At 60.4% G+C, this 18,482-nt stretch carries 20 protein-coding genes and 5 tRNA genes; 10 read left to right on the forward strand and 15 right to left on the reverse strand.

From position 1 onward, the window contains the following. The first annotated feature begins 147 nt into the window (after window positions 1-147). The gene (nadC, locus tag HX815_RS03540) at window positions 148-996 is read left to right on the forward strand and encodes a carboxylating nicotinate-nucleotide diphosphorylase (RefSeq protein WP_177027811.1); all 849 of its coding nucleotides are present in this window, start codon (window positions 148-150) and stop codon (window positions 994-996) included. A gap of 134 nt (window positions 997-1,130) precedes the next feature. Here the strand turns inward: nadC and HX815_RS03545 are convergent, their stop codons facing one another. The 4 genes from HX815_RS03545 to HX815_RS03560 form a co-directional block, all read right to left on the reverse strand. After that, a complete protein-coding gene (locus tag HX815_RS03545; RefSeq protein WP_008437299.1) occupies window positions 1,131-1,436 on the reverse strand; it encodes a DUF6388 family protein in 306 nt (101 codons plus the stop codon). Between the two features lie 136 nt (window positions 1,437-1,572). Then, a tRNA-Thr gene (locus HX815_RS03550) sits at window positions 1,573-1,645 on the reverse strand. Between the two features lie 39 nt (window positions 1,646-1,684). Beyond that, window positions 1,685-3,094, reverse strand: coding sequence for an O-antigen ligase (locus HX815_RS03555; RefSeq protein ID WP_177027812.1), 1,410 nt, complete (start codon window positions 3,092-3,094; stop codon window positions 1,685-1,687). A gap of 86 nt (window positions 3,095-3,180) precedes the next feature. After that, the gene (locus HX815_RS03560; RefSeq protein ID WP_087694624.1) at window positions 3,181-3,594 is read right to left on the reverse strand and encodes a pilin; all 414 of its coding nucleotides are present in this window, start codon (window positions 3,592-3,594) and stop codon (window positions 3,181-3,183) included. A 201-nt stretch (window positions 3,595-3,795) separates the two neighbouring features. Between HX815_RS03560 and HX815_RS03565 the strand changes: the two genes are divergently transcribed. From HX815_RS03565 to yacG, 4 genes are all read left to right on the forward strand, one after another. Beyond that, on the forward strand, window positions 3,796-5,004 hold the full coding sequence (locus tag HX815_RS03565; RefSeq protein WP_218168891.1) for a type II secretion system F family protein: 1,209 nt from the start codon (window positions 3,796-3,798) through the stop codon (window positions 5,002-5,004). A 68-nt stretch (window positions 5,005-5,072) separates the two neighbouring features. Further along, window positions 5,073-5,879 (forward strand): A24 family peptidase, encoded by an 807-nt coding sequence (locus HX815_RS03570; protein ID WP_256351036.1) that lies wholly within the window; start codon window positions 5,073-5,075, stop codon window positions 5,877-5,879. Next, window positions 5,876-6,499 carry a dephospho-CoA kinase gene (gene coaE, locus HX815_RS03575; RefSeq protein ID WP_003215920.1) on the forward strand — a complete coding sequence of 208 codons (624 nt, stop codon included), beginning with the start codon at window positions 5,876-5,878 and terminating at the stop codon, window positions 6,497-6,499. The genes HX815_RS03570 and coaE overlap by 4 nt, the downstream gene beginning before the upstream one ends. Beyond that, on the forward strand, window positions 6,496-6,696 hold the full coding sequence (gene yacG, locus HX815_RS03580; RefSeq protein WP_003215918.1) for a DNA gyrase inhibitor YacG: 201 nt from the start codon (window positions 6,496-6,498) through the stop codon (window positions 6,694-6,696). Before coaE ends, yacG begins: the two co-directional genes overlap by 4 nt. Here the strand turns inward: yacG and HX815_RS03585 are convergent. The 3 genes from HX815_RS03585 to HX815_RS03595 form a co-directional block, all read right to left on the reverse strand. Then, window positions 6,693-6,908, reverse strand: a complete 216-nt coding sequence (locus tag HX815_RS03585) for a hypothetical protein (protein WP_003215917.1) — start codon at window positions 6,906-6,908, stop codon at window positions 6,693-6,695. The genes yacG and HX815_RS03585 overlap by 4 nt on opposite strands. Before the next feature lie 65 nt (window positions 6,909-6,973). After that, window positions 6,974-7,663: an energy-coupling factor ABC transporter permease gene (locus HX815_RS03590; protein WP_003215915.1), complete on the reverse strand. Its 690-nt coding sequence runs from the start codon at window positions 7,661-7,663 to the stop codon at window positions 6,974-6,976. Next, on the reverse strand, window positions 7,660-8,127 hold the full coding sequence (locus HX815_RS03595) for an FAD/FMN-containing dehydrogenase (RefSeq protein WP_177027814.1): 468 nt from the start codon (window positions 8,125-8,127) through the stop codon (window positions 7,660-7,662). Before HX815_RS03595 ends, HX815_RS03590 begins: the two co-directional genes overlap by 4 nt. A gap of 102 nt (window positions 8,128-8,229) precedes the next feature. Between HX815_RS03595 and HX815_RS03600 the strand changes: the two genes are divergently transcribed. From HX815_RS03600 to HX815_RS03610, 3 genes are all read left to right on the forward strand, one after another. Beyond that, on the forward strand, window positions 8,230-8,859 hold the full coding sequence (locus tag HX815_RS03600; RefSeq protein WP_008437312.1) for a DUF1780 domain-containing protein: 630 nt from the start codon (window positions 8,230-8,232) through the stop codon (window positions 8,857-8,859). A gap of 89 nt (window positions 8,860-8,948) precedes the next feature. Continuing rightward, on the forward strand, window positions 8,949-9,122 hold the full coding sequence (locus tag HX815_RS03605) for a DUF3094 family protein (protein WP_010174986.1): 174 nt from the start codon (window positions 8,949-8,951) through the stop codon (window positions 9,120-9,122). Between the two features lie 60 nt (window positions 9,123-9,182). Continuing rightward, complete coding sequence (locus HX815_RS03610; protein ID WP_003215906.1) at window positions 9,183-10,481, forward strand: NAD(P)/FAD-dependent oxidoreductase; 1,299 nt, start codon at window positions 9,183-9,185, stop codon at window positions 10,479-10,481. Between the two features lie 192 nt (window positions 10,482-10,673). Here the strand turns inward: HX815_RS03610 and HX815_RS03615 are convergent. The 7 genes from HX815_RS03615 to rluD all read right to left on the reverse strand — a co-directional run bounded on the left by HX815_RS03615 (window position 10,674) and on the right by rluD (window position 15,789). Beyond that, a tRNA-Pro gene (locus HX815_RS03615) sits at window positions 10,674-10,750 on the reverse strand. A gap of 94 nt (window positions 10,751-10,844) precedes the next feature. After that, window positions 10,845-10,920 (reverse strand) — tRNA-Lys (locus HX815_RS03620). A gap of 5 nt (window positions 10,921-10,925) precedes the next feature. Next, window positions 10,926-11,002: transfer RNA gene (locus HX815_RS03625), tRNA-Pro, on the reverse strand. Between the two features lie 10 nt (window positions 11,003-11,012). After that, window positions 11,013-11,088, reverse strand: a tRNA-Asn gene (locus HX815_RS03630). 300 nt (window positions 11,089-11,388) lie between these two features. After that, complete coding sequence (clpB, locus tag HX815_RS03635; protein WP_177027815.1) at window positions 11,389-13,953, reverse strand: ATP-dependent chaperone ClpB; 2,565 nt, start codon at window positions 13,951-13,953, stop codon at window positions 11,389-11,391. 151 nt (window positions 13,954-14,104) lie between these two features. Next, window positions 14,105-14,830: a peptidoglycan editing factor PgeF gene (gene pgeF / locus HX815_RS03640; protein ID WP_177027816.1), complete on the reverse strand. Its 726-nt coding sequence runs from the start codon at window positions 14,828-14,830 to the stop codon at window positions 14,105-14,107. Further along, on the reverse strand, window positions 14,827-15,789 hold the full coding sequence (rluD, locus tag HX815_RS03645) for a 23S rRNA pseudouridine(1911/1915/1917) synthase RluD (protein WP_003215899.1): 963 nt from the start codon (window positions 15,787-15,789) through the stop codon (window positions 14,827-14,829). Before rluD ends, pgeF begins: the two co-directional genes overlap by 4 nt. Window positions 15,790-15,938: 149 nt before the next feature. Between rluD and HX815_RS03650 the strand changes: the two genes are divergently transcribed. Both HX815_RS03650 and HX815_RS03655 read left to right on the forward strand, forming a co-directional pair. After that, entirely contained in the window at window positions 15,939-16,964 is a 1,026-nt protein-coding gene (locus tag HX815_RS03650; RefSeq protein WP_102369923.1) for an outer membrane protein assembly factor BamD, read from the forward strand. 126 nt (window positions 16,965-17,090) lie between these two features. After that, a complete protein-coding gene (locus HX815_RS03655) occupies window positions 17,091-17,324 on the forward strand; it encodes a PP0621 family protein (RefSeq protein WP_026078011.1) in 234 nt (77 codons plus the stop codon). On the opposite strand, the gene thiO is transcribed toward HX815_RS03655, so the two are convergent. Then, a complete protein-coding gene (thiO, locus tag HX815_RS03660; RefSeq protein ID WP_003215894.1) occupies window positions 17,311-18,420 on the reverse strand; it encodes a glycine oxidase ThiO in 1,110 nt (369 codons plus the stop codon). The genes HX815_RS03655 and thiO overlap by 14 nt on opposite strands. Window positions 18,421-18,482: the final 62 nt, after the last annotated feature.

Here is an 18,482-nt window from a genome sequence, read left to right on the forward strand (position 1 = left end):
TTATCTTGCAAATGAGGGTTGTTGCGCCAGCGAACTCTGTGATTGCCGTGTAAATGAACATCGCGCACCGCACCCGTGGTGCCAGTTGCCTTGGGTTCAGGCCCGCCCTGCCCCTATAATCCAGGCACTTTGTTTGTGGAGCCTGTTATGCCCAATCTTCGTCTAGCCGACCTGACCGCCGAAATCGAAGCCAACGTGCGTCGCGCACTGCTGGAAGACATCGGCAGCGGGGATATCACCGCACAACTGATCCCCGCCGAACGCCTGGCCAAGGCCACGATCATCACGCGCGACGCCGCCGTCATCAGCGGCACGGCCTGGGTGGAAGCGGTGTTTCGCCAATTGGACCCACGCGTCGCGGTGCATTGGCAGGTGCGCGACGGCGAACGTGTCAGCCCCAACCAGGCGCTGTTTCACCTTGAAGGCCCGGCCCGCTCGCTGCTCAGTGGCGAGCGTTGCGCGCTGAATTTCCTGCAACTGTTGTCAGGCGTTGCCACCCGCGCCCAATACCTGGCGGACTTTGTCGCGTCCACCCAGGTCAAGCTGCTGGATACCCGCAAGACCCTGCCCGGCCTGCGCCTGGCGCAAAAATATGCAGTGACCTGCGGCGGTTGCCACAACCACCGCATCGGCCTGTATGACGCGTTCCTGATCAAGGAAAACCATATCGCGGCCTGCGGCGGCATTGCCCAGGCGATCAACGCCGCCCACAAGATCGCCCCGGGCAAGCCGGTGGAAATCGAAGTGGAAAGCCTGGAGGAACTGCGTGAGGCACTGGCGGCGGGCGCCGATATCATCATGCTGGATGAGCTGAGCCTGGATGACATGCGCGAAGCAGTGCGCCTGAACAACGGCAAAGCCAAGCTGGAGGCCAGTGGCGGGATCAACGAAAGCACCCTGCTGCCCATCGCTGAAACCGGCGTGGACTACATCTCCATCGGGGCGATGACCAAGGATGTGAAGGCGGTGGATTTGTCGATGCGGCTTAGTCTCTGAAACGCCCTTGAATGTAAGCGCATGCTTTTGTGGCGAGGGAGCTTGCTCCCGCTGGAGTGCGCAGCGCTCCCAAGGTTTTTGGGGTCGCTTGGCAACCCAGCGGGAGCAAGCCCCCTCGCCACATTAAACTTGTGTCAGATCGCGAGATTGTTCATCCCGCAATACTCGTTCCAGTCGACACCCAACACCTCGGCCGCTTCCTTGTGCAAAGCCAGGCGCGCCGCCTCGAACGCTTCGGGGGTGGAGGTGTACTTCAGGGTCAGTTCCCATGGCTGCAGGCCCTGGGCCTCGGCCTCATCCTCAAACGCCCATTGGATCTGGTCCCTTTGATCATCGGCGCTCAGGTCCTTGATCTCATCCAGCAGTTCCGGCGATTCCGCGACGTACTTTTTGAGGGCTGCTTCGTGCCGCGCTTCCTGGGTCATTTCTTGTGTGGTCATGTCGTTCTCTTAGATCGAGGAATGGGGATGCATCTGGGTCATCAAGGTCGCGCAGATACAAAAGAACAGGCATGAATACCGGTTCGTCTGGCCTTCAGAACCATTCTGGGATCATCTGAAAACTGTGTTGCCTTTGTGCCCGAGACAGGAATCGAACCTGCGACCTTCGCGTTACGAGTGCGCTGCTCTACCGGCTGAGCTACACGGGCGGTGGGCTAAAGCTAGCACTGCCTTGGACGTCCGGCAACTCACTGCATTTCGAGGGCAATCACACCTTGCACCCAAAAGCGTGGCTGCAGGTGACCGTTACTCAGGCCCATGTAGTGCTCGCTGCGCTCCGTGAGTCGGGGCACATCACGAATCGCGACGAACACCAGCAAGCCGACGGCCACGACGCTCGCGGCCATCCACACCCTGTACAACGCCGGCACCGGGGCGACCGATGGAGCGCGCCACACATGCAATCCCATCAGCCAGCCAACCACCAGTGCCAGCCAGAGTTGCGACACCGGCATCACGATCACCCCATCCACCTGTGCCTGGGCCAGTGCACCGATCAGCGAGGCAAACAGGCACAGGCGCAGCAGGTCCACGGGCGCCAATGACAACGCACGCTCACGCAACACGCCCAAGGTTGACCAACCCGCCCACGCAACCAACGCGATCACGCACAGCGTCGACGGTACGCCCCATTCGCTGGCCCACTGCAGAATCGCCTGGTGAGGGTGAGCGGCAATGTCATTGGCGATGTCGGCAAAATGCATCGGCCCGAAACCCAGCCAGGGCCGCTCGATAATCATGCTCCAGGCCTGCCACCATATCGGCCCACGCCCCGAGAGGCTGGTGGTCAGTCGATCTACGGCACCATTGGAAATTACAATCCCCAAGTACCCTGCCAGCACCGTGAAGACCAACCAATACAACACTAACCCACAGGCCAGTGCCGCCAACTGCCAGCCCAGCCAACGGCGCCCCTGCGGCCCCAGGAACATCAGCACGCAGCCGGCAGCGCCCATACCGAGCCAGGTGCCGCGGGTACCGCCACCGATCGCGATCAGCCACCAGACACACAGCAGGGCGAACACTGCGCCCCGCGCTGGACGAGCGACGTTTGAAACCAGCAAGGGAAGCGCCAGCAGCGGCAGGGTGAAGGTCTGGAACTGACCGTAGAACCGTTTATTGGAGAACCCGGACAACAGCAAATCGGTATTCACGATTGCTTCGCCGCTGGTGAAGGCGAGGACCCCGGCGTGCAGATATTGAATGCTTTTAACCATGCACAGCAGCAATACGAACAGGACCAATACACGATCCAGGGACTCATCCCCATTGCGCCTGGCCCGGCTGAAAGCCACAGCAGTGGCGCAACAACTGATGAGCAGCGCCAGCTCGGTCAACGCCCAGAGTGGCTGGTGGGCCAACAGGGCCGAAACCAGCCCCGCGCCCCCGATCAGCAACACCCCGAGCGCTGTCGACCTGTCTACGCATCGCTCTGCCTGCGGCAAGCACAGCCCATACACCACCGCACACAGCCCCACGGATATCTGCACCGCACGTTGCCAGTCATGGCTACTGAACGGCGCGCAGATAGCCAGCATCAGCAGACACATAACCACGACGAGGAATATGTTCCCCCGCTGCTGGACAGACGACGTCATCGGCAACCTCTACTTCCTTGTGATGGGCGTAGAGCGGTTTACACACACGCTCTTCCTTGCTGCGTAAACAGTAGACGACCTGATGATCACGCGCCGCCGGAAGCACAACCTTTAGCGGCGTATTGGTCTTCTGCCGTGGTGGTGCACTTCCAGCCGGTTGTGGCGCTACGGGTCAAGGTGATGATCTTGCCCAGGACCGGCGCGGGTGCATCGAGGATTTCACAGGCAATCGTGCCAGCACCGGTGGCGATGTCGCCGGTCACGTCAATCTTGCAGTTGGCCGTTGGGCTGGTCCCGCCAATCAACGCCAGGGTCGGTGGCGTCCCCTGGTTCAGCGTGTCTTCAAAGCCCGCCTTCAACGCGGAGACTTCGGCCAGCCCTGCGGTGAACTTGGCCTTGGCCTGGTGCTTGGTGTACATGGGCAGGCCGATGGTGGCCAAAATGCCGATGATTGCCACGACGATCAACAATTCGATCAAGGTAAAACCTTTCTGACGCATCACATTCACTCTCCAGAATAAAACCTTTCGCGAGGCGCATCCTGCACCCCGTCTCGGCAACCGCGCCAGTGTACTCACCCCCGCGCAACCAATGCTGAACAAGACGCACAAACTGACATTTTTTCGCTCACGGCGAGCCTGCCCGAATCCGTCACCTGACTAAGCTATAAATCTTCCACTGTCTGTGTGCGGAACCGTGAAATGAATGATGTTTCAGCGATCTATGCCTGGGAAGGCGTCAACCGCAAAGGGCGCAAGGTATCCGGAGAAACCCGCGGTCACAATCCCGCCCTGATCAAGGCACTGCTGCGCCAGCAAGGTATCAATCCTGGGCGCGTACGCAAGAAATTCGCCGGTTGGCCGAGCCTCGCCCTGCCGGTCAAACCGGCAGAGATCGCCCTCTTCACCCGCCAAATGGCGACGCTGCTGAAGGCAGGTATCGCACTTTTACAGGCGCTGGATATCATCGCCGAGGGCTTCGACAACCGGCATATGGGGGCGCTGGTACAAGGATTGAAGCAGGAGATCGCCGCCGGCAGCAGCCTGGCTGTCGCCTTGCAGAAATACCCACGCTACTTCGATGATCTGTACTGCAACTTGGTTGCGGCGGGTGAACAGGCGGGCGCACTCGAAGCGCTGTTGGAAAGGGTGGCCATTCACCTGGAAAAAAGCGAACAGCTGAAAGCCAGAATCAAGAAGGCCATGACCTATCCCGTGACGGTACTGGCAGTCGCCACCGCTGTCAGCGCAATCCTGCTGATTCACGTGGTGCCGCAGTTTCAGGGGTTGTTTGCCGGCGTCGATGCACAACTGCCGGGCTTTACCCTGGGCGTCATCAGCCTGTCGGAGTTCATGCAGCAAAGCTGGTGGATGCTGATCCTGGCCGCGGGTGCCGGTTTCGCAGGACTGCGCAAAGCCTATCGCTCGTCCACAGACTTTCGCCACTGGCTCGATGCCAGTTTGTTGAAAGCTCCCGTGGCAGGCACACTGCTGAAAAAATCGGCGGTCGCCCGCTACGCTCGCACGCTCTCGACCACCTTTGCGGCGGGCGTTCCATTGGTGCAGGCATTGGATTCCGTGGCCGGCGCCACGGGTAACGGGCAGTTCAAACAGGCAATCAATCGTATGCGGCACGACGTTGCAACCGGAATCCAGCTGAATGAATCCATGGCCATAAGCGGCCTGTTTCCAGGCATGGCGATCCAGATGACGGCTATCGGCGAGGAGTCGGGCACCCTCGATAACATGCTGGAAAAAGTCGCCTGCCACTACGAGGCTGACGTCGACAACCTGGTGGACAACCTTACCAGCCTCATGGAGCCGCTGATCATGGTGGTACTCGGCGGCATCGTCGGGGCATTGGTGCTGGCCATGTACCTGCCGATCTTTCAACTCGGTACAGCCTTTTGAGCACGCCATTGACTGAGATCCTCGTTTATCAGCCGTGGGTGTTTGTGTCAGGCGCGTTGCTGCTGGGCATGATTGTCGGCAGTTTTATCAACGTGCTGGTATGGCGCCTGCCGAAGATGCTGGAGCGCGAATGGCGAGCCCAGGCCCATGAGGTCCTTGGCCTTCCCGCCGAGCCTGTCGCCGCGCCCTATAACCTGATGCACCCAAACTCCTGCTGCCCGCGTTGCAACCACCCGATTCGCCCCTGGGAGAATATTCCGCTGCTCAGTTATGTACTGCTCAAGGGACGTTGCTCAAGTTGCCATCAACCTATTGGCGCGCGTTATCCCATCACCGAACTGGCGTGCGGGCTGATCTCGGCGGTTGTCGCCTGGCATTTCGGTTTTGACTGGGCAGCCGGAGCGGTGTTGTTGTTGAGTTGGGGCTTGCTGGCGATGAGCCTGATCGATGCAGACCACCAACTGCTGCCGGATGTGCTGGTGCTGCCGTTGCTGTGGCTGGGCCTGATCCTCAACAGCTTTGGCGTTTTTGTGTCATTGCACGATGCGCTGTGGGGCGCGGTAGCCGGTTACATGAGCCTGTGGTCGGTGTTCTGGGTGTTCAAGCTGATTACCGGCAAGGACGGGATGGGGCACGGGGATTTCAAGCTGCTGGCCATGCTCGGTGCCTGGGGCGGCTGGCAGATCCTGCCGATGACGCTGTTGCTGTCTTCCCTGGTGGGTGTGATGGGAGGCCTGATTCTATTGCGCCTGCGCAAAGCCCACGCATCCACTCCAATGCCTTTTGGTCCGTATCTGGCAATTGCCGGCTGGATTGCATTGCTCTGGGGTGGTCAAATAACCGACTTCTATTTGCAGTCTGTCGGTTTCAGATGACCACTTCTGTTGCAACACCCTGGATTCTTGGCCTCACTGGCGGCATCGGCAGTGGCAAAAGCGCGGCCGCCGAACACTTCGTCCGGCTTGGCGTGGACTTGATTGACGCCGACCACGCCGCGCGCTGGGTAGTCGAACCCGGGCGCCCTGCCCTGGCGCAGATTGCCGGGCATTTCGGTGCGGATGTGCTGCAGCCTGACGGGCAACTGGACCGCGGCGCGTTGCGCAAGCTGATCTTCGAAGTGCCCGACGAGCGCCGCTGGCTGGAGGCGTTGCTGCACCCGCTGATCGCCGAGGAGATTCGCAGCCACCTGGCGCGTGCACAATCGCCTTACGCGATCCTGGTGTCACCGCTGCTGATCGAGTCCGGCCAATACACCATGACCCAGCGGGTGCTGGTGATCGACGTGCCGCAATCGTTGCAGATACAGCGTACCCTGCAACGCGATGGCATCAGCGAAGCGCAGGTGCAGGCGATTCTCAAGGCCCAGGCCACCCGTGAAGACCGCCTGCGCCATGCCGATGACGTGCTGGTCAATGACCAGGACCTGGCCCGGCTGCACGCCGAGGTCGAGCGACTGCACCACTTTTACCTTACTTTGCGTGGAGGCCGATCATGAGCCAACCCTTGAACGTCGAATGCCCAACCTGCGGCGCACCTGTGGAATGGAAAGCAGAAAACGTCAACCGTCCCTTCTGTTCGGACCGTTGCAAACTGATCGACCTGGGCGCCTGGGCGTCCGAGGAACACAAGATCCCGGTCAGCCCGGACGCCGAGGACGACCTGTTCTCCGAAGACTTTCAGCCCAAACACTAAGGCCGCATAAAGCCATAGTCCTGCTGGTCGTCGAGATTCTCTGCAAGGTATTGCAACTCGTCGGCCAGGTCTTCAAAACTGCGCACGCCCTTGCTCTGCTGCACCACCGCACTGAGCATGGCGCGCAGGGTCAAGCCCGGGTCAAAGCCGATTTCCTGCGCCGCGTCCTGGCTTCTGCGTAACTCCTGCCGTGCCCACTCGTACACACTCATGATTCCGTGCTCCTGGAAATTTTGCAGAGCATGCGACCACTTGCGTGTGCGGCATTTGACCTGGATCAAGGCCGCGGATCGTCATCCTTCCAAGGCGCCGAGAGGTAGCGAGTGCGGTTGAATGTCTCCAGCCACTCGGGGCAGAACACCACCAGGGCGCTGATCACCATGCCGTTGATAAAGGCCTCGGGGAAAATGATCAGCCACAAGTAGCCGACAAAATCCTCGATCCATTCCGGCATCGCAAAACGGCCATCGAACCACAGCAAGCCCAGGCCTGCCAGCAGGCACAACAAGGCCGACAGTGCGGCGGCGAAAAAGCCCGAACAGAAGATATACACAAAGGGATTGCGTGGCTTCGCCCGCTCCACCAGCAGCGCACATCCTTCGGTGACCAGCACCGGCAACAGGATCAGCAGCATGCCGTTGATCCCCACGGCGGCCAGGTCCTGGCGGCCGAGCAACACCAGGCCGATTTGCGCGGCAAAGCCTCCGACGATCGCCAGGGGCCAATCGAGCAACAAGGTCACGGCGGTCATGCCGATGAAGTGGTAGGACACCCCAGTGTCGAAATCCCGGCGCACCAACCACAACATGAACAGTGCGAATACGGTGCCGAACAGCAAGTGCTGGCGTCGGCGGTCGGCAAACAGCTCGACCCACGGCGAACGCAGGAGCGCCCACATCACCACCGGCGCATACAGCAGCCAGCCGATGCTGAGGGTTTCCGGCGCCAGCACCGCTGCACTGATCACGGCTGCACCTGCTCCAGGGCCTGGCGCAGTTCAGCGGCGGAATCGTATTCGTGCTGCGCCACCAGCGTTCCGTGATCCAGTTGCAGCCACAGCACTTTATCCACAGGTGCGGGATAGCGCGGGCTTACACGGGCATCGCGGTCGAGCATGACGCGATAGTTGTAGGCCTGCATCGCCGGCACCGCGAACATCTTCGCGATCAGCCGGGGCATGCGCTGGATATCGGCGAGAAACACCGCATGCCGAGCCTCCAGGTAACCCTTGGGCTGGCCTTGCAGCGCCGCATCGACGATCTTGGCGGCGTCCATGCTGCGCGCTACGAGCAAGGTTTGCGCCTGGTCATCCAGGGTGTAGGCCTGGTCGAACTGATCAAGCAACGTCCAGGGTGCAACGCGCTCACCCACTTCGACGGCGTGGGCCCACACGGGCAAAAGACTCAAGAACAGCACCACAAAACACTTCACTGCATACTCCTCATGCCACGGGAAACTGTCGAGTGGCCAGTCTACACCGACCTTTTGACGCGGGACTTCCTGCGGTCATCATTTGGACGCTAAGCTGGTGACATGGATGACTCAGATTATTTGCGCCTGCTCACCGTAGCGGCCGAACAAGCCAATGCTTTCCTGTCCAATGCCCGCAAATGGGAGCGTGAGCGTTGGGTCTGCCAGCGCCTGTTGCAAGGCTTGAACGTGCCCTATCGCGCCGAAGAATTCCACGCCGCCGGGCAAGAACCGCCGGACGTGCTGTTTCGCGACGCCAGTTTCGAAGTGTTTTTCGTACTCGATGAAGGCCGGCGCCTGAACGATGAATGGCGTGACGAACTGCTGCGGCGGCGCAGCGCGTTTTCCCTGAGCCAACTGGTTCGGCGAGAAGCCAAGCCCCGGCGCATTCCCGCCCACGAATTCCTGTTGCGCCTGGCGCCCACCCTGCGCAAGAAGGCCCACAACTATAAAGAGCGCGGGATGGACCTGGGGGAGCTGGACCTCATCGCCTTCGCCAGCCTCAAGCGCGAAGTACTGGACCTCAACAGTCACTTCCCTCCTCCCACCGAGTACCTGCGCCAGGGCTGGCGCTCGCTGTCCCTCGTGGGGCCGACCTTCGCCCGCGTACTGTTCGCGCACCCGGACGCACCGGACTTCTTGCGCAACAATCTGGGGCGCAGCATAGTGTTCGATGTGGGCATCAGCCTGTGATCGGGTTGGCGACTATGCTTCAGGCAATGCCGCCAATCACCCGACTGTAACGTGGCGCCCTTCAGCAACGTCTACCTGACGAGGCCTTTATGACCAGCCGCCTGAACCCCGACGACCAACAGCATGTCGAAGAGTACCTGCAACTGTCCCAGAACCAAGTCGAGCGCAAGCCTTTCCGGCCCTGGCTGCTCCTTGCGGTGGTGCTGGTTGCTGTGATCGGCCTGGGTTTGCTGAGCCGCCTTTTGAGTTACCTGACGCTATGAGCTGCCTGGCGCTCGCTCGGGTAACTGCACCGATTTCCTTTAGCCTTGCGAGATATCCCCATGACCCATCGTATTATTATCGTCGGCGGCGGCGCCGGCGGCCTGGAGTTGGCTACCCGCCTGGGTAAGACTCTGGGCAAGCGCGGCATCGCCAGCGTCACCCTGGTGGATGCCAACCTCACCCACATCTGGAAACCCTTGCTCCACGAGGTGGCGGCCGGCTCGCTGAACTCTTCGGAAGACGAACTCAATTATGTTGCCCAAGCCAAATGGAACCACTTCGAGTTCCAGCTGGGGCGCATGAGCGGGCTTGATCGCGAGCAGAAAAAAATCCAGCTGGCCGCCACCCTCGACGAGGAAGGCCGGGAACTGGTGCCCGCGCGCGTGCTGGGCTACGACAGCCTGGTGATCGCCGTCGGCAGCACCACCAATGACTTCGGCACCGAAGGCGCGGCGCAACACTGCCTGTTCCTCGACACCCGCAAGCAGGCTGAGCGTTTCCACCAGCAATTGCTCAATCACTATCTGCGCGCCCATGCCGGGCAGACGGACGTGGTAGAGCAGATCAGCGTCGCCATCGTCGGCGCCGGTGCCACCGGCGTCGAGCTGGCCGCCGAGCTGCATAACGCCGCACATGAACTGGCCGCCTATGGCCTGGACAAGATCAAGCCGGAAAACATGCACATCACCCTGATCGAAGCCGGCCCACGGGTGTTGCCTGCCCTGCCGGAGCGGATCGGCGGGCCTGTGCATAAAACCCTGGAGAAACTCGGGGTGACCGTCCTGACCAACTCCGCCGTGAGTGAGGTGACGGCCGACGCCCTGATCACCAGCAGCGGCCAGGTAATCCCGGCCAGTCTCAAGGTCTGGGCCGCCGGGATTCGTGCGCCAGGCTTCCTCAAGGACATCGACGGCCTGGAAACCAACCGTATCAACCAACTGCAAGTGCTGCCGACCCTGCAAACCACCCGCGACGAGAACATCTTCGCCTTTGGTGACTGCGCGGCCTGCCCGCAACCCGGCACCGATCGCAATGTGCCGCCACGGGCCCAGGCAGCTCACCAGCAGGCATCGTTGCTGGCCAAGTCGCTGAAACTGCGAATCGAGGGCAAGGACCTGCCGTCGTACAAGTACACCGACTACGGCTCGCTGATCTCGCTGTCGCGCTTCTCGGCGGTGGGTAACTTGATGGGCAACCTGACGGGCAGCGTGATGCTGGAAGGCTGGCTGGCGCGGATGTTCTATGTGTCGCTGTATCGCATGCACCAGATGGCACTGTATGGCTTCTTCCGCACGGCGATGCTGATGCTGGGGAGCAAGATCGGGCGAGGGACCGAGCCGCGCCTGAAACTGCACTGACAGCACGTTCCGGGATAGGACTCGGTGAGTGTGGGAGCGGGCTTGCTCGCGAAAGCGGTGGTTCAGTGCCAGATGCACTGACTGACACACCGCTTTCGCGAGCAAGCCCGCTCCCACATTTGTTTTGTGGTGCGGACAGGATTCCGCGCACAAAAAAAATCCCCGTATCTTTCGATACGAGGATTTTTAATATGGTCGGGGTAAGGGGATTCGAACTCCTGACATCCTGCTCCCAAAGCAGGCGCGCTACCGGACTGCGCTATACCCCGGTAAAAAAAAGGCGACCTCTCAGTCGCCTTCTTCGATCAGCGCTTTTGGCCTCTGATCTTAAGATTCGATTCCAGCGTTAACTGGTCTCAAAAATGGTGGGTCGTGTGGGATTCGAACCTACGACCAATTGGTTAAAAGCCAACTGCTCTACCAACTGAGCTAACGACCCAAATATGGTCGGGGTAAGGGGATTCGAACTCCTGACATCCTGCTCCCAAAGCAGGCGCGCTACCGGACTGCGCTATACCCCGGTTTTGAAATTGGCTCCGTGACCAGGACTCGAACCTGGGACCCAATGATTAACAGTCATTTGCTCTACCGACTGAGCTATCACGGAACTACATATTTCAAAGTGTTACGTTGTTGCATGTTACCTTCTCTTCGACGCTTCCGTATCGCTACGTTAGTGTCTCTGAGGCGCGCTATTCTACAATCTTAAAAACCCCTGTCAACCCTTTAAATTGCTTTTAAGACAATGATTTGCGCTTCTTTCTGATTTCTCCTTGGGGAGAAGAAACCGTTGGGCTGACGTTGCTGCGGGGCGCACTTTACAAGCCTTTGCCTTACAGTTCAACGCCCTATCGAAAAAAAAGGCCCCGCAATGCGGGGCCTCTTCTTATAGCAGTACCGCTTGGGCTTAGTGGAAGACGATTTCGTCGTTCTCCACCGTCGCCTCGACGCTGGAGCCCGGCATAAAGCTGCCCGACAGGATCAGCTGCGCCAACGGGTTCTCGATCCAGCGCTGGATCGCACGTTTCAACGGCCGTGCGCCATAAACCGGGTCGTAACCAACCGCGATCAGCTTGTCCAACGCCTCGCGGCTCAGCACCAGGGACAACTCGCGCTCCGCCAGACGGCTGCGCAGGCGGCCCAACTGGATCTCGGTAATGCCCGCGATCTGATCCCGCGCCAGAGGCTCGAAGATCACCACTTCATCGACCCGGTTGATGAACTCCGGCCGGAAGTGGCTGGTCAGCGCGTCCATTACCGCTGCACGCTGGGCTTCACGGTCACCCACCAGCTCCTGAATCTGTACCGAGCCCAGGTTGGAGGTCATCACGATCACCGTATTGCGGAAGTCCACGGTACGCCCGTGACTGTCCGTCAGGCGGCCATCTTCCAGCACTTGCAGCAACACGTTGAACACATCCGGGTGGGCCTTCTCGACCTCGTCCAGGAGGATCACCGAGTAAGGCTTGCGCCGTACCGCTTCGGTCAGGTAACCGCCTTCCTCGTACCCTACATAGCCTGGTGGCGCCCCGATCAGGCGAGCCACGGAATGTTTCTCCATGAACTCGGACATATCGATCCGCACCATCGCCTCTTCGGTATCAAAGAGGAATTCGGCCAGGGCCTTGCACAGCTCGGTCTTGCCCACGCCGGTCGGGCCGAGGAACATGAACGAGCCGCTCGGACGGTTCGGATCGGACAACCCGGCCCGCGAACGCCGCACCGCGTTGGACACCGCGACCACCGCCTCTTCCTGGCCGATGACGCGCTGGTGCAACAGGCTTTCCATCTTCAGCAGCTTGTCGCGCTCGCCTTCGAGCATTTTCGACACCGGGATACCGGTCCACTTCGAGACGACTTCGGCGATTTCTTCCTCGGTCACCTTACTGCGCAGCAGCTGGTTCTCGGGCTTGCCGTGCTGGTCGACCATCTGCAGGCTACGCTCCAGGTCCGGGATCACCCCGTACTGCAACTCGGCCATACGGTTCAGGTCGCCTTTACGGCGGGCTGCTTCCAGTTCCTGACGGGACTGCTCGATCTTTTGCTGGATCTGCGCAGAACCCTGCACTTCGGCTTTTTCCGAGGTCCAGATTTCTTCGAGGTCCGAATACTCACGCTCGAGGCGAACAATTTCTTCCTGGAGTTTTTCCAGGCGTTTCTTCGCCGGCTCGTCTTCTTCTTTCTTCAGGGCCTGGGATTCAACTTTCAGCTGAATCAGGCGCCGATCCAGACGGTCCAGCACTTCGGGCTTCGAATCGATTTCCATCCGAATGCGGCTGGCCGCTTCGTCGATCAAGTCGATGGCCTTGTCCGGCAACTGCCGATCAGTGATGTAGCGATGGCTCAGTTTCGCCGCCGCGATGATCGCACCGTCGGTGATCGCGACTTTATGGTGGACCTCATACCGCTCTTTCAAGCCACGCAGGATCGCGATGGTGTCTTCTTCGCTCGGTTCTTCCACCAATACTTTCTGGAAGCGACGCTCAAGGGCCGCGTCCTTCTCGATGTACTGACGGTATTCGTTCAACGTGGTCGCACCCACGCAATGCAACTCGCCCCGCGCCAGTGCCGGCTTGAGCATGTTGCCCGCGTCCATCGAGCCTTCGCCTTTACCGGCGCCGACCATGGTGTGCAGTTCGTCGATAAACAGAATGATCTGCCCTTCCTGCTTCGACAGTTCGTTCAGCAGGGATTTGAGGCGCTCTTCGAACTCGCCACGGAACTTGGCGCCGGCAATCAGCGACCCCATGTCCAGGGACAGCAGGCGCTTGCCTTTAAGGCCGTCCGGCACTTCACCATTGATGATGCGCTGGGCCAGGCCTTCGGCAATCGCGGTTTTACCCACGCCAGGTTCACCGATCAGCACCGGGTTGTTCTTGGTGCGACGCTGCAGGACCTGGATGGTGCGACGAATTTCGTCGTCACGACCGATCACCGGGTCAAGCTTGCCTTCTTCGGCGCGCTTGGTCAGGTCGACGGTGTATTTGTCCAGGGCCTGGCGGGACTCCTCGTGGTTAGGGTCATTTACCGCCTCGCCGCCGCGCAGGTTGTTGATGGCGTTTTCCAGGGCTTTTTTGCTCACGCCCTGGCCCAGCAACAATTTGCCAAGTTTGCTGTTGTCGTCCATCGCGGCGAGCAGCACCACTTCACTGGAGATGAACTGGTCACCCTTTTGCTGCGCCAGTCGATCCGCCTGGTTAAGCAGACGCGCCAGATCCTGGGACATGTTCACGTCGCCAGTCGGGTTTTGGATTTTCGGCAGTTGGTCGAGCTCTTTGCTCAACTCCTTGCGCAGGCTGTTGACGTCGAAGCCCACCTGCATCAGCAAGGGTTTGATGGAACCGCCTTGCTGCTCCAGGAGCGCTTGCATCAAGTGCGCAGGCTCGATGGCCGGATGATCCAGGCCAACCGCCAGAGATTGGGCATCGGATAAAGCCAACTGCAATTTGCTGGTTAAACGATCAATACGCATTAGTCACCTTCCTTTTGAGCAGGCCGGAGCTATGAACAAACACATCCTGAATGAAGAAACCTGCCAGATACCCTTATAGATGGGGTGGATTCTGGAAGATTCAAGCGGGCGACCGCTGACTTGCGTCAGGATTGACCCAAGTCAAAGGAGTCTAGTGTTCAAGCCAGACAAGGGAGGCAAACCGACCGGTGCGCGGGCTGCGACGGTAGGAGTAGAAGCGGGGATCCGTCACGGTGCACAAGCCGCCACCGTACACGGCAGTGACGCCGCGGGCGGCAAGCCGCAGGCGGGCCAGCTGATAAATGTCGGCCATGAACTTGCCCGGGTTCTGACTGGGCACGAACCCCTCAATCGTTTCCGGAAGTTGCTGCATAAAGGCTTCACGCACTTCCGGGCCGACTTCAAAGGCTTGCGGACCGATGGCCGGCCCCAGCCACACCAATACGTCGGCAGGCTCGGTATCCAGGCTTTCAACGGTCGCTTCCAATACGCCAGCGGCCAGGCCACGCCAGCCGGCATGGGCTGCCGCGACGCGGGTACCGGCGCGATTGCAAAACAAGGCAGGCAGGCAATCAGCCGTCATCGAAGTGCAGGCGATGCCCGGAGTGCTGGTCCAACTGCCATCGGCTTCGGCAGTCCGGCCGGGATCCGCCTCAACGACAACCACACCGTGAACCTGGCGCAACCAGGCGGGCTGGATATTGAAGGCAGCGCAGAGACGACGGCGATTTTCGAGCACGGCATCGAGGCTGTCCTCGACATGATCGCCGAGATTTAGGCTGTCGAACGGCGCCACGCTGACGCCGCCCGCACGGGTGGTAACGCAGGCTTTCACCCCGGCCGGCGCGGGCCAGTCAGGAATCAGCCAGTCACTCATCCGATAAACGCCTCGCGATCCTGCTTGAGCAGCGACAACAACCAGACAAAATCGTCTGGGAGTGGCGATTCCCAGCTCATCCGTTTACCGCTCGTCGGATGATCCAGCTCCAGGAAGCGTGCATGCAGCGCCTGGCGCGGGAAGGTTTTCAGCGAATCAACCATGGTTGCACTGGCCGCCGGCGGAATGCGGAAGCGGCCACCGTAGGCCGGATCTCCGACCAACGGGAAGTTGATGTGCGCCATGTGCACCCGAATCTGGTGGGTACGACCGGTTTCCAGCTTTACCCGCACGTGAGTGTGGGAGCGGAAACGCTCAAGCACGCGGTAGTGGCTGACGGCTTGCTTGCCGCCTTCCATCACCGCCATGCGCTGGCGCTGCTGGCCGTGGCGGCCGATCGGGGCATTGATTTTGCCACCGGCGGTTACCACGCCGATCACGATGCATTCGTAGATCCGGCTGACGCTGCGGCTCTGCAGTTGTGTGACCAGCTGCGTCTGCGCCTGAATGGTCTTGGCTACCACCATGAGGCCGGTGGTGTCCTTGTCCAGGCGGTGCACGATGCCGCAGCGCGGGACATTGATGATGTCCGGCACGTGGTGCAACAAGGCATTGAGCAGCGTGCCATCAGCGTGCCCGGCGGCCGGGTGAACCACCAGGCCGGCAGGTTTGTTGATCACCAGGATGTCGTCGTCTTCATAGACGATGTCCAGTTCAATGTCCTGGGCGATCCATTCTCCCTGGGCTTCCTGCTCGGCAGTCAGCTCAAGAATCGCACCACCATGGACTATGTCTCGCGGGCGGATAACCGCTCCATCCACAGTCAGGCGGCCGTCTTTGATCCAGGCGGAAAGGCGCGAGCGCGAGTGCTCAGCGAATAATTGTGCGGCGACTTGATCGAGGCGTTGGCCGCCCAATTCGGACGGCACCTCTGCGCGAAGTTCAATTTTATCGGACATGCTCAGACTAGGCGTGGCACAGCCTTTGGTTTCGGCTGCGCGCTTGTGGTTAAATACGGCGTCTTTTGCCCCGAGGCTTTCCAAGGGGCGCTCATCATAACAGGACGGCCCCGCCCAAGACAGCGGCCGTCATAGGGACGCAAGCCGCCATGCAAGTGAAACACCTGCTGCTGATCGCCATCCTCGCCATGACTGCTGCTTGCTCGTCAACAAAGGAAGTCGTCGACGAAAACCTGAGCGAGGTCGAGCTGTACCAACAAGCTCAGACCGACCTGAACAACCACAGCTACACCAGCGCCACGGCAAAACTGAAGGCACTGGAGTCGCGGTATCCGTTCGGGCGTTACGCCGACCAGGCCCAGCTCGAGCTGATCTACGCCAACTACAAGAACGCCGAGCCGGAAGCTGCCAAGTCCGCCGCCGAGCGTTTTATCCGCCTGCACCCGCAGCATCCGAACGTGGACTACGCCTACTACCTCAAGGGCCTGACCTCGTTTGACCAGGACGTTGGCCTGCTGGCGCGCTTCCTGCCGCTGGACATGACCAAGCGTGACCCGGGCGCTGCCCGCGACTCCTACAACGAGTTCGCCCAGTTGACCAGCCGCTACCCGAACAGCCGCTACGCGCCGGACGCCAAGCAGCGCATGATCTATCTGCGCAACCTGCTGGCTTCCTACGAGATCCACGTAGCCGACTACTACCTGACCCGCCAGGCGTATGTTGCTGCCGCCAACCGTGGCCGTTACGTAGTGGAAAACTTCCAGGAAACCCCATCGGTGGGTGACGGCCTGGCCGTGATGACCGAGGCTTACCAGCGCCTGCACCTGGACGCCCTGGCGGCCACCAGCCTGGAAACCCTGAAGCTCAACTACCCGGACCACCCAAGCCTGAAGGACGGCCAGTTCGTACCGCAGGTTGCCGAAGCCGACAACCGCTCGTGGTTGAGCAAGTACACCCTGGGCCTGATCGAGTCCCGTCCACCGCTGCCGCCGGGCGAAACCCGCGCCAACCAGGACATCATCAAGCAATACCAGGACGCCAAGGATTCGATTCCATCGGACCTCAAGCCGCGTGACGAAAACGGCGACATCATCGAAGAGCAAGGGCCTCAAGCCCTGGGCAATAACGAAGATCGCTCGTGGTTCAGCTACATGACTTTCGGTATCTTTGACTGATTGTTCGCCGCGATGCAAAAAGGGAGCTCTTCGGAGCTCCCTTTTTTATTGCGCTGCATAATTGCGCTGTGCGCCCATCACGTCCTTGGCTAAACTGCGGGATTCCTTGTCGAGAAGCTGCCCACCATGGTTCGTCTACTGTTCTGGATCGCCGTTATTGCTGCCGCGGTATGGTTTTGGCGCAAATTCAAAAGTCCGGCCGCCAAACAGCAGCGGCCCAGCGAACAGGGCCCGATCCAGATGGTTCGTTGCGCCCACTGTGGCCTTCACCTGCCACAGGATCGAGCCTTGAGCCTGCGCCAGGAATGGTATTGCACCCAGGCGCATCTGGAGCAAGGGCCGAAATCTATCCAGCGTTGATTCGGCCTGCCGGCGCATACGGGGCCGGATCAATGATCGGCTCATGTCCCAGCAACAAATCGGCAAACAGTTGGCAGGACGCCGGCGCCAGCACCAGGCCGTTGCGGTAATGCCCGCAGTTGAGCCACAGCCCGTCGAAACCTGGCACCTTGCCAATATACGGAATGCCCTCCGGCGAGCCGGGCCGCAAACCGGCCCAATGCCCCACCACTTCGGCATCGGCCAGGGCCGGAATCAACTCGACGGCAGAGGCTTTCAGGCTTTCCAGTGCAGAGTCGGTGGGCGTCTTGTCGAACCCCTCGTGCTCCAGCGTGCTACCAATCAGAATGTGCCCATCCCGCCGAGGAATCGCATAACGCCCCTTGGCCAGGACCATGCACGACAAGAAGTCCGACGCACACTTGTACAAGATCATCTGCCCCTTGACCGGCTCCACGGGCAACTCAAGCCCCAGGCGGCCCAGCAACTCACCGCTCCAGGCGCCGGCCGCCAGCACTACCTGATCGCCATGGATCGGCCCGAGCGCCGTATTCACCCCAACAACCTTGCCGCCCTGCTGAATAAACCCATCAACCGCACACTGCTCGTGAATCGTCACGCCCGGCAGGGCCAACAAGGCCGCCTTGAGGGATTTGACCAACCGCGGATTACGCACATTGGCCACATCCGCCATATAGATCGCCTGGGAAAACCCGGCACCCAGCACCGGCACAGCGTCATGGGCAGCTGAAACATCCACCTTGCTCAGCGGGCGCCCTTCGCGGGCTGCCCAGGCAAGCGCCTCGGTTTCATCATCCAGGTCCAGCCAATACAGGCCGGTGGTGTGAACTTCCGGGTCAATGCCAGTAGCCGCGAACAGACGCTCTGCCAGTTGCGGGTAAAAATCCTGGGACCAGTGCGCCAGGGCCGTCACGGCCGGGCTGTAGCGCCACGGGTAGAGCGGGGAGACAATGCCGCCGCCGGCCCAGGAAGACTCCTGACCGACCGCCGAACGATCCAGCAGCACAACCGCTTGCCCTTGGGTCGCCAGGTTGAACGCCGTCAACAACCCGATTACCCCACCACCCACAACCACTACTTGCTGTTGCTTAGCCATTGTTCGATCCAGCCGATAAAAAGAAAAAGGCACGCCCGGCGCCCAATCGTCCAGCTTCCTCA

Source organism: Pseudomonas sp. E6002 (genome assembly GCF_013385565.1).
Lineage (GTDB): Bacteria > Pseudomonadota > Gammaproteobacteria > Pseudomonadales > Pseudomonadaceae > Aquipseudomonas.

Coding starts and splice junctions, on each gene's coding strand:
- nadC (WP_177027811.1), top strand. CDS start 148: ATGCCCAATCTTCGTCTAGCCGACCTGACCGCCGAAATCGAAGCCAAC.
- HX815_RS03545 (WP_008437299.1), bottom strand. CDS start 1,436: ATGACCACACAAGAAATGACCCAGGAAGCGCGGCACGAAGCAGCCCTC.
- HX815_RS03555 (WP_177027812.1), bottom strand. CDS start 3,094: ATGACGTCGTCTGTCCAGCAGCGGGGGAACATATTCCTCGTCGTGGTT.
- HX815_RS03560 (WP_087694624.1), bottom strand. CDS start 3,594: ATGCGTCAGAAAGGTTTTACCTTGATCGAATTGTTGATCGTCGTGGCA.
- HX815_RS03565 (WP_218168891.1), top strand. CDS start 3,796: ATGAATGATGTTTCAGCGATCTATGCCTGGGAAGGCGTCAACCGCAAA.
- HX815_RS03570 (WP_256351036.1), top strand. CDS start 5,073: ATGATTGTCGGCAGTTTTATCAACGTGCTGGTATGGCGCCTGCCGAAG.
- coaE (WP_003215920.1), top strand. CDS start 5,876: ATGACCACTTCTGTTGCAACACCCTGGATTCTTGGCCTCACTGGCGGC.
- yacG (WP_003215918.1), top strand. CDS start 6,496: ATGAGCCAACCCTTGAACGTCGAATGCCCAACCTGCGGCGCACCTGTG.
- HX815_RS03585 (WP_003215917.1), bottom strand. CDS start 6,908: ATGAGTGTGTACGAGTGGGCACGGCAGGAGTTACGCAGAAGCCAGGAC.
- HX815_RS03600 (WP_008437312.1), top strand. CDS start 8,230: ATGGATGACTCAGATTATTTGCGCCTGCTCACCGTAGCGGCCGAACAA.
- HX815_RS03605 (WP_010174986.1), top strand. CDS start 8,949: ATGACCAGCCGCCTGAACCCCGACGACCAACAGCATGTCGAAGAGTAC.
- HX815_RS03610 (WP_003215906.1), top strand. CDS start 9,183: ATGACCCATCGTATTATTATCGTCGGCGGCGGCGCCGGCGGCCTGGAG.
- clpB (WP_177027815.1), bottom strand. CDS start 13,953: ATGCGTATTGATCGTTTAACCAGCAAATTGCAGTTGGCTTTATCCGAT.
- pgeF (WP_177027816.1), bottom strand. CDS start 14,830: ATGAGTGACTGGCTGATTCCTGACTGGCCCGCGCCGGCCGGGGTGAAA.
- rluD (WP_003215899.1), bottom strand. CDS start 15,789: ATGTCCGATAAAATTGAACTTCGCGCAGAGGTGCCGTCCGAATTGGGC.
- HX815_RS03650 (WP_102369923.1), top strand. CDS start 15,939: ATGCAAGTGAAACACCTGCTGCTGATCGCCATCCTCGCCATGACTGCT.
- HX815_RS03655 (WP_026078011.1), top strand. CDS start 17,091: ATGGTTCGTCTACTGTTCTGGATCGCCGTTATTGCTGCCGCGGTATGG.
- thiO (WP_003215894.1), bottom strand. CDS start 18,420: ATGGCTAAGCAACAGCAAGTAGTGGTTGTGGGTGGTGGGGTAATCGGG.